Raw genomic sequence first — 14585 nt, 5'->3', positions numbered from 1 at the left:
TCACTGCTCCGCGCCCGCGCGCGCCGGAGACGCGGCAGAGCCTGTAGGCGGGATCTTCCTGCTCTTGAGAGCGAACGTCATCACATCCTTGAACACCGGGGCCGCGATCTGACCGCCGTAGTGGCCGTTCTTCGGGTTCTGCAGCACCGACAGCACCACCAGGCGGGGCGCGTCGGCGGGCGTGAAACCGGCGAACGAGGCGGTGTAGCCGTCGTAGCGGCCGAGGTCGGCATCGTAGCGGTTCGCGGTGCCGGTTTTGCCCGCCACCCGATATCCCGGGATGGCGGCCAGCTCGCCGGTGCCCTGCGCGCCGACCGCGTCCTCGAGCATGGCGGTGATCTCCTTGGCGGTGGCCGTGCTGATGACCCTGGTCTTCTTTCCGGGCTTGGCCGGCGTGAACGTGCCGTCGGGGGCGGTGGTGCCGGCGACGATCCTGGGCTCGACCTTCACGCCGCCGTTGGCGATCGTCTGGTAGACGCTGGCCATCTGCAGCGCGGTCACCGACACGCCCTGCCCGTAGGCGATCGTGCAGCTCTGGCTGCCCGACCACTTGTCGTGGTGCGGCAGCAGACCGGCCCCGGCGCCCGGCATGTCGCCGCCGGGTTTGGTGCCGAACCCGAACGCCTTGAGCATGTCGTACAGGCCCTCGCTGCCGACCCTGCGCGCCGCCATGACCGTGGCGACGTTGCTGGACTGCGCCATGGCCTGGGCGAAGGTCATGTCCTCCGGCGGGTGGGCGTGGGCGTCACGCAGCACCCGGTCGTAGCACTGGATGTTGTCCTTGACGTGGAAGACCGTGTCGGAGTCGACCACGCCGGCCTCCAGCGCGGCCGCGGCGGTGATCACCTTGTTGGTGCTGCCGGGCTCGAACACGTCGGCGGCGGCGCGGTTGAGGTAGTGAGACTCGGGGGCCTCGCGCCAGTTGGCCAGGTCGAGCTCGGGGGCGTTGGCCATGGCGATGACGTCGGCGGTGCGCACGTCCATGACGATGACGGTGCCGCTGCTCGCGCCGGCGGATTCGACCTGCTCGCCGATCGCCTTCTGGGCGGCCCACTGGATGTCGCGGTCGATCGTCAGGCGCACGTCGCGGCCGTCGACGGGGGGTGTGCGCTGGCTGCCGGTCATCGGGATGCGCTGCAGGTCGCGGCCGGTCTCGATCTGCAGCTCGCCGTCGGTCCCGGCCAGCGCGGTGTTCTTCACCTGCTCGATGCCGGTCAGGCCGTCCTTGTCGTCGCCGACGAAGCCGATCAGGCTGCCCGCCAGGTCGCCGCCCGGGTAGACGCGGCGGAAGGTGCTGGTCGCGTTGAGCGACGGCACCGGCTCCTTGAGCAGCCGGTCGGCCACGGGCGGGGCGACGCCCCTGGCCAGCAGTTGGTAGCGGGTGTCGGTCCTGGCCAGCTTGGCGGCCATCTCCTCCACGGGCCTGCCGAGGGTGCGGGCGAGCAGCGAGGCCACGCCCTGCCTGACCTCGGCGGGGATCTTGGACGGGTCGATGGAGATGTCGCGCGCCTCGACCGTGAGCGCCAGGTTGTGCCCGTTGACGTCGGTGATGGAGCCGCGCTTGGCCGGGATCTTCTCGACGTGCAGGCGCTGCTTGGTGGCCGCGGCCTCGTAGACCTTGGAGTCGAGGCCCTGCATCTGGATGAGGCGGCCGGCGAAGATCGACAGGATGAAGGTCATGGCGATGAGGCCGATGCTGATGCGCCGCTTCGGGCTGCCGAGGCGGAGCACGAGCGGCGGTTTCGGCGGCGGGGGCGGCTTGCGGCCTCCGCCGCCCGCGCGCGGCCGCGCCCCGTCCTGGGGGTCGCGCCGCGCGCCTTCGCCGGCGCGGACGCGGGTGCCCCCACGGCCGCCCGCGTCCGTGCCGGCACGTGTCGCCGCGCGTGGCCCTTCCCCGGGGCGCGCGCGTCCGGCGTCCTCGTCCCGGGGACGCCGGACGGGGTTGTCGGCCTGGGTGCGGCGCGCCGAGCCGTCGTCTCGGCCGCGCGCGTCGCCGTCGCCGCGTGATCGGTCGTGCGGGGGACGCCGGGCGGTGTCGGAGGGCCTGCGGCGGAACGCGTCGTCCTGCCGCGCCTCCGTGTCGCGCTGCCCGGCCCGGCCGCGCGAGGGGCCGGCGTCGCGCCGGTGGTCGCTCTCGTCGCGGCGGAACCGCTCTCCCCGGGCGGACCCCCCGCGCGCGCCTCCGGGAGACGCCTCGCCATCACGCTGCCCGGCCCGGCCGCGCGACCGTTCCTCCGCGTGCGGGCCACCCGCTGGGAGGTCGTCCTCGCCCCGGCGGGAACCGCCCCGCTGGGAGGTACGGCCGCGCGACCGTTCGTCGGCGTGCGGGCCTCCAGCGGGGAGGTCGTCATCACCGCGGCGTGGTCTCCCCTGCCCGGGGCGGGGCCGGCGTGGGCTGCCGGGAGCGGGGTCGTCGTCGGGGACGTCGTCGTCGGCCGGTGAACCGCCCCGGGAGCGGGGAGTGTCGCCGAAGGGGAGGTGGAAGGGATCGTCCGGGGACGCGGCACGGCCCGTGCCGGGGCGCCCCGCCCGTCCGGGACCGCCCGGCGTACGACGAGCGGCGCCGGGCCCTCCCTGAGAGCCGGCGCCGCCCCCGCCGCGACCGGGGCCCTGCCCCCTGCCGCCGGAGTCTCTCACCGTGCCGGGCCCGCCTGACTGGAGGCGGAGCCGTCGTAGTTGTTGACCGAGTCCCAGTCACGGCGCATGTCGAGGTCCTCGGCCCGCTCGGCGACCCTGCCGGGGAGCTTCTCCTCCTCGATCTTGCGCTGGAGGTCCTCGTTCTGCTGGCGGGCGGTGGAGATCTCGTCGACCAGGTTGGAGGCGGTCATCGAGTCCTGCGCCAGGACGGTGTTGAGGAGCAGCAGGGTGACCAGGCCACCGCACAGCAGCCCGACGACGAGCAGCACGAACGGGGCGCGCTGGCGCCGCGCGGGCCGCCCGGCGGCGGGGCGCCGCGGGCGCGCCTGCTCGGGCCGAGCGGCCTCGGGACGCGGCTTGCGCACGCCGGGACGCGCCCTGCGCGGCTCTGTGACGGTGCGCGACCCGCGCACGCCGGTCCCGGCCGCGCGCTCGTCGGTCTCCACGCGGGTGGCGCGGTCGCGCACGCCGGCCGCGCCGCGGCTCGCGCGCGCGCCCGTCTCGCCGCGCGAGGGCGCCGGGCGGGCCGCGCGGGGCGCCGGCTCGTCGTCGGCGCGCGGGCGGCGCCTGGCCGCGTCGGGCCGCGGCTGCGGGACGGGCTTGGCCGGGTGCGGCGGCTCGGGCCTGCGCTGGCCGGTCTTGGCCCCAGTCGTGGGCACAGCGCCGCGGACGGGCGCGCCCCGCCTGGTCTCCTGCTCAGTCCTGGTCGTCAACACGGATCCTCTCTGCGGCCCTGAGCCGGGCCGAAGCCGCCCGCGGGTTGCGGGCCAGCTCTTCTTCGCTCGGGAGCTCGGCTCCCCTCGTCAGGGTGCGGAACCGCGGCTGGTGGGCCGGCAGCGGGACGGGCAGCCCTGGCGGGCTGGTGTCCCTGGTCCGCGCGGTGAGGACCTGCTTGGTGAGCCGGTCCTCCAGCGAGTGGTAGGAGAGCACGACGACCCTCCCGCCCAGTGCCAGCGCGTCGAGCGCGGCGGGCAGCGCCACCTCCAGGGCGGCGAGCTCCGCGTTGACCTCGATGCGCAGCGCCTGGAAAGTCCTTTTGGCGGGGTTTCCCCCGGTGCGCCGGGTAGCGGCGGGGATCGCGTCCCTCACGAGGTCCGCGAGCCGCTTCGTCGACGTGATGGGGTCCTTGGCGCGTTCCTTGACGATGAGGTGCGCGACCCGTGCCGCGAACCGCTCCTCGCCGTAGTCGCGCAGGATCCGGATCAGCTCGGCCGCGGAGTAGGTGTTGACCACCGTCTCCGCCGTGAGCTCCTGCTCGGTGTCCATCCGCATGTCCAGCGGGGCGTCATAGGAGTAGGCGAACCCGCGCGCCGCCTCGTCGAGCTGCGGCGAGGAGACGCCGAGGTCGAACAGCGCCCCGTCGATGGTGGTGCGCCCCGCCCCGGCCAGCACGGCGTCCAGCTCGTCGGACGAGGCGTGGACCAGCGTGGTGCGCCCGGCGTACGGCGCGAGCCTGCGCGTGGCGTACTCGATCGCGAAAGGGTCGCGGTCGATGCCGATCACGTGGAGTGAGGGGTGTGCGGCGAGCAGGGCCTCGGTGTGGCCGCCGAGCCCCAGATTGGCGTCGACGACGACGGGGGCGGGGCCGGAGGCGGACGCGGTGATCGCGGGCTCCAGCAGCTCCAGAACGCGTTCGAGCATGACCGGAACGTGACCGGTCGTGTCGGCGTCGTCGTGCATCTCCACCCCCCTTTCGCGTCCTGGCTCGCGGATGACGCGGCCGGTCGATGTGTCGGTTGTCCTGGGTCCCCACCCCGGCGCCGCCCGGCCAGGTCCCCATCCGCACCCTCTTCGTGGACGCCTGCCATCTGACACCGGGGAAGGTGCATCAGCTGGCCGGCAGTGGTTGCGGGTGGAGACCTCGCCGAACGACATCTCCGACGGCTCGACCGTTTGTTTACAAGATCCCTGGCAACACCTCCTCGGAGAGGTCGGCGAACGCCTGTTCCTGCTCGTTGAGATAGGTGTCCCAGGCCTGTGCGTCCCAGATCTCCAGACGGGTGTTGGCCCCGATGACGACGCAGTCACGCTCCAGGCCGGCGTACTGGCGCAGGCCCTGCGGAATGGTGACGCGCCCCTGTTTGTCTGGCTTCTCGTCGGACGCGCTGGCGAAGAAGACGCGGCTGTAGTCACGCACCGCTTTGGCGGTAACCGGGGCGGTCCTGAGAGCCTCGGTGATGCGCTGGAACTCCTCCACAGGAAAGACGTAGAGGCATCGCTCCTGGCCTTTGGTGATCACAAGACCCTCCGCCAGCTCCTCACGGTACTTAGCCGGCAGGAACAGCCGTCCCTTGTCGTCCAGACGCGGGTGATGGGTGCCGAGGAACATCGGCGCCACCTCCCGTGCCTCGTGAAGCGCTCGGCGCTGGTGCACCGCGCTCTCCACTGCGCACCACCATACTCCACTTCTCCCCACCGTCAACTGATTCGAACCTTGTCCGCCGCTCAACTGGGAGGCGTTGTCGCAGGTCATAGCGGGTGGTGCGGAGTGGGGCCGGGGAAGCGCCCGCGGACCGGTGGCGGGCGTGTCGGGGCGCGCGAAAGCCGGGCCAATAAGGAGGCCCTGTGACGGGCGGGGCGGAGGTGGGGGAAAGTGGCGCGGCGCGCGGCCCAGTGTGTTACGGCATTCGCACCGCTATGCGACAAGAACGCGAACAGGAGCAGGCTTCTCTGGAATATCCACAAAAGTCGCCCAAGAACGCACAGAGTCGTAGGGTCGTACAGATAATGGAAAACAATGGCATGCCTCCCGCAATGCGCAGCCTCGCGCGAGGTGGCCGTCGCACTTCGCATGGAGGCCTGGTGGCAGTAACCCATGACGTCCCTCACCAGCTCGGGGAGCTGGTCACCACCGCTCACCGCATCCGCGAGGCCATCGAATCGGTGATCGAGGGAAAGGGCGACGCCGTCCGCCTCACACTGACCGTGTTGCTCGCCGAGGGCCATCTGCTGATCGAGGACGTTCCAGGGGTCGGCAAGACGATGCTGGCCAAGGCGCTGGCGCGGTCGATCGACTGCCCGGTGCGCCGCGTGCAGTTCACCCCCGACCTGCTGCCCAGTGACATCACCGGAGTGAGCGCCTACAACCAGCAGACGCGCGAGTTCGAGTTCAAGCCGGGGCCGGTGTTCGCCAACATCGTGGTGGGCGACGAGATCAACCGCGCCTCCCCCAAGACCCAGTCGGCGTTGCTGGAGTGCATGGAGGAGCGGCAGGTCACCGTCGACGGGCACACCTATCAGCTGGACGCGCCGTTCATGGTGATCGCGACGCAGAACCCGATCGAGATGGAAGGCACCTACCCGCTGCCCGAGGCGCAGCGCGACCGGTTCACGGCCAGGGTGGCGATGGGCTACCCGGAGCCGACGGCCGAGCTGGAGATGCTGGACGTGCACGGCGGCACCTCGCCGCTGGACAAGCTGGAGCCGGTGGCCACCACGTCGGAGGTGCGCGCGCTGATCGAGGCGGTGCGCGGCGTGTACGTGTCGCAGCCGGTCAAGAAGTACGCCATCGACCTGGCGGTGGCCACCCGCCACTCGCCCGACCTGCGTCTGGGCGCCTCTCCCCGGTCCACGCTGCAACTGGTGCGGGCGGCGCGGGCGCACGCGGCGCTGTCGGGCCGCGACTACGTCATCCCCGACGACCTGCAGGACCTCGCCGTCCCCGTGCTGGCGCACCGGCTGCTGCCCAGCGTGGAGGCGCAGGGGCAGCGGCGGCTGCCCGAGCAGGTGGTGATGGAGCTCGTCAGGCGCGTCCCGGTGCCGGAGACCCGGGCGTCGTGAGAGCGGGACTGCGAGCGCTCACCTCCAGGGGACGGTCCTTCCTGGCGTCGGGCGTCGCGGCGCTGCTGATGGCGTTCCTGCTCGGCGAGAACGACCTGTTCAGGATCGGGGTGCTGGTGGCGGCGCTGCCGCTGCTGGCCGCGATGGTGGTGGCGCGCACCCGCTACCGGCTGAGCTGCGCCAGGCGGCTGGACCCGGCCAGGGCCGAGGCGGGCGGCGAGGCCACGGTGACGCTGCGGCTGGAGAACGTGACCAGGCTGCCCACCGGCCTGCTGCTGATCGAGGACACGGTCCCGTACGCGCTGGGCGTGCGGCCGAGGTTCGTGCTGGACCGGGTGGAGGCGCGGGGCATCCGGGAGATCGACTACAAGGTGCGCTCGGATCTGCGCGGCCGGTACCCCATCGGGCCGCTGTCGGTGCGCATCGCGGACCCGTTCGGGCTGGTGGAGCTGACCCGTGCGTTCACGATCACCGACACGCTCGTGGTGACGCCGCAGGTGGTGGCGCTGCCGCACGTGCGGCTGTCGGGCGAGTGGACGGGCGGCGGCGACAGCCGCACCAGGAGCGTGGCGGCGGCCGGCGACGACGACGTGGCCCCGCGCGAGTACCGGCAGGGCGACGACCTGCGCCGGGTGCACTGGCGCTCGACGGCCCGGCGCGGCGAGCTGATGGTACGGCGCGAGGAGCAGCAGTGGCAGAGCCGCGGCGCCCTCCTGCTCGACACCCGTAAGTACGCGCACCGCGGCGAGGGCCCGCGCTCGTCGTTCGAGGTGGCGGTCTCGGCCGCGGCCTCGATCGGCGTCCACCTCGCCCGTGAGGGGCTGGGCCTGCGGCTGGTGACCGACCAGGGACCCGAGCACCTGACCGACACCGGGCTGAGCTGGTCGCTGCTGGACACGCTCGCGATGGTGCGCGGCTCGTCGGCGCGCTCGCTGGAGATGGGCGTCTCCGCGCTGCGCGCGGGCGGCGGCGACGGGCTGATCGTGGCCGTGCTCGGCTCGCTCGACCCGGAGGAGGCCAGAGACCTGGCCAGGCTGAGACACAGCGGCATCACCGGCGTGGCGGTGCTGCTGGACGTGGAGACGTGGAACGGCCGCGAGGCCGACGAGGACTACCAGGCGGTGCAGACCGTGCTGGCCGGATACGGATGGCGGATCGTCCGGCTGCCCGCCGGGGTGTCGATCGCGTCGGTGTGGCAGGACGCGGGCAGCCGCGGCCGGTTCGCCGTGAGCGGAGGTACGGCTTCATGAGGCTCTCGATCGCCGCCGCGGTGGCGACGTTCACGGCCGCGATCCTGCTCTATCCGCTGTTCGAGGGCGGGGCCTGGTTCTGGGGCTCGCTCGGCGCGGTCCTCTCGGTCATGCTGGCGAGCCTGGTCAGCGGGCGGCTGTCGCTGCCGTCGTGGGCGGCGCCGCTGCTCGGCGTGGGCGTGCTGTTCGTCTATCTGACCGTGTCGTTCGCGGCGGAGGAGGCCTGGGCGCTGTTCGTGCCGACCGAGGACTCCGTGGTGGAGGTGGCGCGCCTGCTGGCCACCGGCTGGGCCGACATCCAGCGGTACGCGGCGCCGGTCCCGGCCAACGAGGCCATCACGCTGCTGACCACGGGCGGCGTGGGCCTGATCGCGATCGTCGTCGACCTGTTCGCGACCAGGCTGCGCAAGGCGGCGCTGGCCGGGCTGCCGCTGCTGGCGCTGGCCACGGTGCCGGCCACGATCCTGTCCGACCCGATCAGCTGGCCGGCGTTCATCGTGGCCGCGTTCGGGTTCACCGGCCTGCTCCTCGCGGACGGCCGCGAGCGGGTCGGCCAGTGGGGCCGGGCGGTGCTGGTGCGCCGGACCCGGACGACGGCGGCGGAGCTGCGGCCGGACAGGCGGGGCCCCGGCGCGTCCGCCGACACGAGCGGGCTGCGCCTGTCGGGCAAGCGCATCGGGTTCGCCGCCATCGCGCTGGCCGTGCTGGTGCCGGCCATGCTGCCGGCCATGGAGCCGGTCTCGTTCTTCACCTTCGGCGTGGGGGGCGGCGGGCCCGGCCGGGGCAACTCGATCAGCATCCCGAACCCGATCGCGAACCTGAAGGGCCAGCTGGAGCTGCCGGAGCAGCGGACCGTGCTGACCTACTCCAACTCCGACAACCAGCCCCGGTACCTGCGCATCTACTCCCTCGACACCTTCGACGGCGACCAGTTCGGCATGACGCAGCCGGAGGGCGCGCCGGAGAACAGGACGGACAACGGCCCGCTCCCGCCGCCGCCCGGCCTGGGCGGGGGCGTGAAGCTGAAGAACGTCACGTCCACGATCACCATCAGCGACGAGATCGCCAAGCTGTCGTTCCTGCCGCTGCCGTACCCGCCGCGGGAGATCCGCGTCGAGGGCGACTGGCGGGCTGACGTCCGCACGCTGATGGTCTTCTCCACCCGCGACGAGGCGGCGGGCCTGGAGTACCAGGTCGCGACCAGCGACCCGGAACCCACGGCCGAGGTGCTGGAGTCGGCGCCGTCGTCCCGGCAGAGCATCGACGAGCGCTACCTGGAACTCCCCGACGACCTGCCGGAGGAGATCAGGGAGCTCGCGCGGGAGCAGGCGGGCGACGCCAAGACCGCCTACCAGGCGGCCGTGCGGCTGCAGAGGTTCTTCACCGACACCGGCGGCTTCGCCTACAGCCTGCGCACCCAGGGGCACGGCAACTCGGCGCTGGCCGACTTCCTGCTGCACAGCCGGGCCGGCTACTGCGAGCAGTTCGCCGCCTCGATGGCGATCCTGGCCAGGGTCGTCGGCATCCCGTCGCGGGTGGCGATCGGCTACACGGGCGGCACGCAGCTCGGCGGCCAGTGGACGGTGGCCACGAACGACTCCCACTCGTGGCCGGAGCTGTACTTCGAGGGCGTGGGCTGGCTGCCGTTCGAGCCGACGCCCTCGGGCACGCTGGGCCAGGGCAGCGCCCGGGTGCCGGAGTACACCCAGCCGCGGCCCGAGGCCACGGCCGACCCCTCCTCCCCGACGCCGGACCGGACCTCCAGCGGCAGCGCGGAGGAGGAGCTGGGCCCGCAGAACCGGGGCAACGTGCGCGAGCTGGACCGGGAGGCGCTGCTGGCCAACGGCGGGCTGCCGCCGGAGGAGTCGACGCCGCTCGCCGCGCAGATCGGCATCGGCGCCGCGGTGCTGCTGCTGGTGCTGCTGATCCCGGCCGCGGCCAGGCTGATCACCAGGAGCAGGCGGGTCCGGGCGCTGGGCTGGAAGGTGTCGGAGCCGTCGGACGAGATGACGGCCAGGGTCGTGGCGGGCCGCCATCCGGCGGTGGCGGCGGCCTGGGCGGAGCTGGACGACGCGCTCTACGACTACGGGATGGCCCGCGAGCCCAGCGAGACGCCGCGCCAGCTGGCGCGGCGGCTGACCGAGCAGTACGAGTTCGGGGCCGAACCGGCGGCGGCCGTCACGGCGATCGCCTCGGCGGTGGAGCGGGTGCTCTACTCGCGGGAGCCCGGCGAGATCCCGCCGATGGGCGGGGACCTGCGCCGGGTGCGCAAGGCCCTGGCGGCGACCGTGTCACGTGCCAGGAGGGTGCGGGCGGTGCTGCTGCCGCCGTCGACGGTGCGGCGGCTGCGGCTCGTGGGCGAGCGGCTGCTGGACGGCTTCGACCGCCTGGAGAACATCAGGCTGCGGAGGACTGCGACGCAGAAGGGGACGTGAGAATCTGACCGAAGGTGCGGTCGTCTCCCGCGAGGGGGACGGCCGCACCTTCGTCTAGGGGACGCCTTGATCGGGGGATGCGTGTCAGCGCTCGTCGTGACGACGACGCCAGCGTTCCTCCATGCGCTCCATGAAGGTGCCCCGGTTGCCCCGGCGGACCTGCTTGCCCTGCGGTGGAGCCCCCTGAGCCGAGGAGTCACCACCGAACCCATTCATTCGTTTCCAGCTGGACAGGCCCCACAGACACGCAGCGAGCATGACCACGAAACCGCCGACGCCGAGCGGGATCAAGTTGATCACCACGCCGACCATCAACAGGACGACGCCGAGGACAAAGCCGATCGTGGCTTTGACCAGGCGCCGCTTGTAATGGCTGCGTGGGTCACTGATCCTTACGGTGTTGGCCCACTTCGGGTCCTCGGCGTAGAGGGCCTGCTCGATCTGGTCGAGCAAGCGCTGCTCGTGCTCAGAGAGCGGCACGGCGCCTCCCAAGGACGGCCCCAGGACGGGGAAGACGGCAACGGACGACACGGGGTGTCCGGACCTCGCGGTCGGTTATCCCCAGAATACGAGGCTGTAGACGTAGGCGAAAGCAAACGTCCAAGGCAGACCAAACCGGAGGTGACGTCATGGCTTCATTCTGGGCCATCTTGGTCTCCTCCCCCGAAGTCGTGACATCGCCTCACGCCTCCATTTCATCAAGTTTGCCCCGAACTAGCGAAGCCGGGAGCACGGCATCGGGACCGAATCTCCGGATCGCCCGGTCCATCGCCTGCTCGGCCTCACGCCAGCCGGTCTCGCGCTCACCGAGAGTGAGCTGACGGGAGGCGGAATCGGCGGGCCGGAGGTTCTCCATCCTGACGCCGACCAGGCGCAGGCGCACCCGTTCGAGCCCGGCGGCGTGGTAGAGCTCGCAGGCTGTGGCGAAAATCTCCTGCGCGACATCGGTGGGCTCCGGAAGGGTCCGGGACCGGGTGATGGTGGAGAAGTCAGCGCGGCGCAGCTTCACACTTACAGTCCTGCCCACATGACCGCCCTTACGCATCCTCGCGGCGACCCGTTCGGACAGGCGGAGCAGCTCGCGCTTGATGATCTCGGGATCGTCGACGTCGGCGGCGAACGTCTCCTCGTTGCCGATGCTCTTGTCGGGGACGTGCGGGCTCACCTGCCGCTCGTCGCGGCCCCACGCCAGCGCCGCCAGGTGGCCGCCCGCGGACGGGCCGAGCTCGCGCTGGAGCGTGGCGACGGGCACCCGGGCCAGGTCGCCGACGGTGCGGATGCCGAGGCGCACGAGGGCCTGCTCGGTGCGCTCGCCGACGCCCCACAGGGCGGAGACGGGCAGCGGGTGGAGGAACGCCACCACCTCCTCCTGCGGCACCACCAGCAGGCCGTCGGGCTTGCACTGCTTGGAGGCGAGCTTGGCGACGAACTTGCTGCCGGCCACGCCCACCGAGCACGTGATGCCGAAGCGTTCCAGCACCTCCGCCCTGATCGCGGCGGCGATCGCGGCGGGCGGCCCCAGCCGGCGCAGCGCGCCGCCGACGTCGAGGAACGCCTCGTCGGACGCGATGGGCTCGACCATCGGGGTGATCGAATGGAAGATCTCCATGACGCCTCTGGAGACCTCGGAGTATTTTCCGTGGCCGGGCGGGATGACCGTCGCCTGAGGGCAGAGCCGGCGGGCCCGGCTCATCGGCATGGCGGAGTGGACGCCGAACGCCCTGGCCTCGTAGGTGGCGCTGAGCACGACGCCGCGCCCGGCGGGCGAGCCCACGATCACCGGTCGGCCGCGCAGCTCGGGCCGCTCCAGCAGCTCGACGCTGGCGAAGAAGGCATCCATGTCGACGTGGAGGATCGGGCAGCCGGTGTCGTCGGCCCCGGTCCGCGGAGCGGGGCCGATGCCCGTGATCTGCTTGCGTGCCACGCCGCCGATTCTATCCGAACAGGCGTTCTAGGCCGATGGCCTGCGGCCGACGACGTGCAGCTGGGTCGCGATGTCGCGCAGCACCGGATGGGCCGAGGCGGCCTTCTCCAGGGCCACCAGCGCCTCCGCCGCGCCCGGCTCCCCGTCGACGAGCCGGCTGGGCACCAGGTCGGCGAAGACCCGCACGCCGTGGACCGGCCCGGCCCCGAGCCCGGCCGCCGACAGCAGGCCGGTGAGGGTCTCGCCGGTGAAGCGGCGGGGCGTGGGGTCGCGGTCGCCCCAGCTGCCGAGCGGGTCGGCCAGCGCGGCCCTGGACTCGTCGAACTGCCCGGCCAGCGCGCGGTGGATGGCGGCGGCCACCGGGTTGGCGGCCAGCACGCTGACCGCACCGCGGGGACGCAGCAGCCCGGCCATCTCGGTCAGGGCGCCGACGGGATCCTCCACGTACTCCAGCACGCTGTGGCAGAGCACCAGGTCGGCGCAGCCGGGGCTGAGCAGCTCGCCCAGGTCGGCGGTGTCGCCCTGGAGGCCGCGCACCTCCACGCCCGCCTCCTTGGCCCGGCGTTCGAGCGCGGCCAGCGAGTCGGGGCTGGGATCGACCACGGTCACGGTGTGGCCCAGCGCCGCGAGCGGCACGGCGAACCCTCCGGTGCCGCCGCCCGCGTCGACGATGTCGAGCGCGTCGCGCCCGGTGGCGCCGGCCAGCTCCGCCAGCACCTCGCGCAGCGCGTCCCAGACGACGGCGGTCCGCACCGCCGGGGTCCTCGTGACGCCTTCAGCTCGCAACGTCGGCTCGCCTCCCTCTTCTCGTGGGTCCGCCCCAGCCTACGCCGTACGGGTGCCGCCCGCTCCCCTGCGATCTGGACCGCTCCCGTACGGGTCGTCAGGCGTCGAAGGCGGCCACCAGCCGCTTGGGGGCGCGCAGCCGCCACGCGTCGGTGAGCAGTTCGCCCAGCTCCTCCTCGTCCACCTCCGGCAGCCGGACCAGCACAACGGCGTACCCGTCGAAGTGCGGCGTGGTGAAGAACGCCCCGGGCCGGGCGGCGGTGAGCTCCAGCTTCTCCTCCTCGCTGGGCACCGGCACCGCGAGCACGTCCGGTTCCTCACGCATCCTGGCGAACCACTTGCCGCGGACGTAGAACGCGGGCGTGCCGTACATGGTCTTCTCGCCGGTCTCGGGCAGCGCGAGCGCCAGCCTGCGGACGTCGTCTTCGGTGGCCATGTCCCGATCCTCGCCCCGCCCGTCCCGCCGGGGCAACCGGTCACGGCGGGTCCCGGAATCGCGGCATGCCCCTGACCAGGAGCAGCGCCGGCGGCACGAGGAGGATGACGGCCGCCGCCGACGCGAGCACCGCCGCCGGCCCGGCGAGGGCGGCCAGCGGCCCGGTCAGCGCCTGCCCGAACGGCATCAGGCCGAAGCCGCACAGCCAGGCGAACGAGCTGATCCGCCCGATCAGGTGCTCGGGGATCTCGCGCTGCAGGGCGACCTCCCAGTGGATCGCGTACGTCTCCACCCCCGCCCCGGCGATCGCGAACGCCAGGAAGATCGCGGCCGGCGAGGGAGCGAGGACCAGCGAGAGGGGCGCCGCGGCGTAGAGGGCGATCGCGGTCAGCGCCACGGCCCCGGGGGCGCGCGGCCGCCACGCCATCGTGATCAGGCCGCCTGCCAGGCCGCCGGCTCCGTAGCAGGTGAGCGCCAGGCCGTACACGGCGGGCGAGCCGAACGCGGCGGTGGTCACGACCGGCAGCAGGACCTGCGTCGGCGCGATGACGAACATGAGGTTGACCGCGGAGAAGATCAGAATGGCGCGCACCCACGGGAGCCGCCGCGCCTCGGCGACGCCGGCGCGGACGTCCTGGACGAACGAGGCCCTGCGGGCGGGCTCCCGCCGGGGTTCCCCGGCCCGCCAGAGGGCCAGGACCGCGACGGCGAAGGTCATCGCGGTGATCCCGTACGCGGCCCCGGTGCCGGACAGGGTGATCACCCCTGCGCCCGCGGCGGGCCCGGCCATGACGCCGGTACGGATCGCGACGCTGACCAGCGACCTGCCGGAGACGCGCTCGTGGTCGCCGAGCACGCCCTGCAGCAGAGCGTTGAAGGCGGGCCGGACGAACGCCTCGGCCAGCCCCGACAGCAGCACGGCCCCGGCCGCCGCCCAGATCGGGAACGTGCCGGTCACGGCGAGAGCCGCCGCGAGGAGGGCCTGGAGTCCGTAGGCGGCCATCAGGACCCGCTGCCGCGGCAGCCGGTCGGCCCACACGCCGCCGACCGGCAGGAACACCACGAGCGTGACCCCGCGCGCGGCGAGGACCAGGCCGAGCGCGACCGCGTCACCACCCGCCTGGAGGACGGAGACGGTGATCGCGACGGCGAACATCTGCTCGCCCGCGACCGCGGCCACCTGGCCGGGCAGCAGCAGGCGGAACCGGGGGTTGCCGAGCGCGGCTGGACGGAACACCCGATCAGCCACGTGGCTCTGGCACGGGAGGCACGCCGCCCATGCTGGCACCGGCGGGGCCCGCGCGGGGCCGGGCGGGTTACGCCCAGCGCGTGACCGG

General features: G+C 73.0%; 12 protein-coding genes. 3 read left to right on the top strand and 9 right to left on the bottom strand.

The genetic code is table 11. The features are described from left to right. From AB0K05_RS06400 to mraZ, 4 genes are all read right to left on the bottom strand, one after another. A complete protein-coding gene (locus tag AB0K05_RS06400) occupies nucleotides 1-2637 on the bottom strand; it encodes a penicillin-binding transpeptidase domain-containing protein (protein ID WP_364227166.1) in 2637 nt (878 codons plus the stop codon). Further along, nucleotides 2634-3350 (bottom strand): hypothetical protein, encoded by a 717-nt coding sequence (locus tag AB0K05_RS06395; protein ID WP_364227163.1) that lies wholly within the window; start codon nucleotides 3348-3350, stop codon nucleotides 2634-2636. The genes AB0K05_RS06400 and AB0K05_RS06395 overlap by 4 nt, the downstream gene beginning before the upstream one ends. Next, entirely contained in the window at nucleotides 3334-4317 is a 984-nt protein-coding gene (rsmH, locus tag AB0K05_RS06390; RefSeq protein WP_148032681.1) for a 16S rRNA (cytosine(1402)-N(4))-methyltransferase RsmH, read from the bottom strand. The genes AB0K05_RS06395 and rsmH overlap by 17 nt, the downstream gene beginning before the upstream one ends. A gap of 217 nt (nucleotides 4318-4534) precedes the next feature. After that, nucleotides 4535-4966: a division/cell wall cluster transcriptional repressor MraZ gene (gene mraZ, locus AB0K05_RS06385; protein ID WP_148032682.1), complete on the bottom strand. Its 432-nt coding sequence runs from the start codon at nucleotides 4964-4966 to the stop codon at nucleotides 4535-4537. Nucleotides 4967-5439: 473 nt separating this feature from the next. Between mraZ and AB0K05_RS06380 the strand changes: the two genes are divergently transcribed. The 3 genes from AB0K05_RS06380 to AB0K05_RS06370 are packed head-to-tail and all read left to right on the top strand — an operon-like array spanning nucleotide 5440 to nucleotide 10102. After that, nucleotides 5440-6417 (top strand): MoxR family ATPase, encoded by a 978-nt coding sequence (locus AB0K05_RS06380; RefSeq protein ID WP_148032683.1) that lies wholly within the window; start codon nucleotides 5440-5442, stop codon nucleotides 6415-6417. Beyond that, on the top strand, nucleotides 6414-7667 hold the full coding sequence (locus tag AB0K05_RS06375; RefSeq protein WP_148032684.1) for a DUF58 domain-containing protein: 1254 nt from the start codon (nucleotides 6414-6416) through the stop codon (nucleotides 7665-7667). Before AB0K05_RS06380 ends, AB0K05_RS06375 begins: the two co-directional genes overlap by 4 nt. Continuing rightward, nucleotides 7664-10102 carry a DUF3488 and transglutaminase-like domain-containing protein gene (locus AB0K05_RS06370; protein ID WP_271279773.1) on the top strand — a complete coding sequence of 813 codons (2439 nt, stop codon included), beginning with the start codon at nucleotides 7664-7666 and terminating at the stop codon, nucleotides 10100-10102. Before AB0K05_RS06375 ends, AB0K05_RS06370 begins: the two co-directional genes overlap by 4 nt. A gap of 84 nt (nucleotides 10103-10186) precedes the next feature. Here AB0K05_RS06370 and AB0K05_RS06365 read toward each other — a convergent pair whose 3' ends face one another. The 5 genes from AB0K05_RS06365 to AB0K05_RS06345 all read right to left on the bottom strand — a co-directional run bounded on the left by AB0K05_RS06365 (nucleotide 10187) and on the right by AB0K05_RS06345 (nucleotide 14497). After that, nucleotides 10187-10582, bottom strand: a complete 396-nt coding sequence (locus AB0K05_RS06365; protein WP_148032686.1) for a DUF3040 domain-containing protein — start codon at nucleotides 10580-10582, stop codon at nucleotides 10187-10189. Nucleotides 10583-10784: 202 nt separating this feature from the next. Then, nucleotides 10785-12026 carry a DNA polymerase IV gene (gene dinB, locus AB0K05_RS06360; RefSeq protein ID WP_364227156.1) on the bottom strand — a complete coding sequence of 414 codons (1242 nt, stop codon included), beginning with the start codon at nucleotides 12024-12026 and terminating at the stop codon, nucleotides 10785-10787. A gap of 27 nt (nucleotides 12027-12053) precedes the next feature. Next, nucleotides 12054-12779: a methyltransferase domain-containing protein gene (locus AB0K05_RS06355; RefSeq protein ID WP_364227153.1), complete on the bottom strand. Its 726-nt coding sequence runs from the start codon at nucleotides 12777-12779 to the stop codon at nucleotides 12054-12056. A 130-nt stretch (nucleotides 12780-12909) separates the two neighbouring features. Next, nucleotides 12910-13248, bottom strand: coding sequence for an MmcQ/YjbR family DNA-binding protein (locus AB0K05_RS06350; RefSeq protein ID WP_364227150.1), 339 nt, complete (start codon nucleotides 13246-13248; stop codon nucleotides 12910-12912). A gap of 40 nt (nucleotides 13249-13288) precedes the next feature. After that, the gene (locus AB0K05_RS06345; RefSeq protein ID WP_364227147.1) at nucleotides 13289-14497 is read right to left on the bottom strand and encodes an MFS transporter; all 1209 of its coding nucleotides are present in this window, start codon (nucleotides 14495-14497) and stop codon (nucleotides 13289-13291) included. Nucleotides 14498-14585: the final 88 nt, after the last annotated feature.

The sequence above is a fragment of the Nonomuraea sp. NPDC049486 genome (assembly GCF_040676925.1).
GTDB lineage: Bacteria > Actinomycetota > Actinomycetes > Streptosporangiales > Streptosporangiaceae > Nonomuraea > Nonomuraea ferruginea.
The sequence above is the reverse complement of the archived record's forward strand: the minus strand, read 5'-3'. Positions and strand labels throughout refer to the sequence as shown.

What these genes read in the sequence shown, in the direction of transcription:
- mraZ (WP_148032682.1), bottom strand. Translation starts at nt 4,966, where the DNA reads ATGTTCCTCGGCACCCATCACCCGCGTCTGGACGACAAGGGACGGCTG.
- rsmH (WP_148032681.1), bottom strand. Translation starts at nt 4,317, where the DNA reads ATGCACGACGACGCCGACACGACCGGTCACGTTCCGGTCATGCTCGAA.
- AB0K05_RS06350 (WP_364227150.1), bottom strand. Translation starts at nt 13,248, where the DNA reads ATGGCCACCGAAGACGACGTCCGCAGGCTGGCGCTCGCGCTGCCCGAG.
- AB0K05_RS06370 (WP_271279773.1), top strand. Translation starts at nt 7,664, where the DNA reads ATGAGGCTCTCGATCGCCGCCGCGGTGGCGACGTTCACGGCCGCGATC.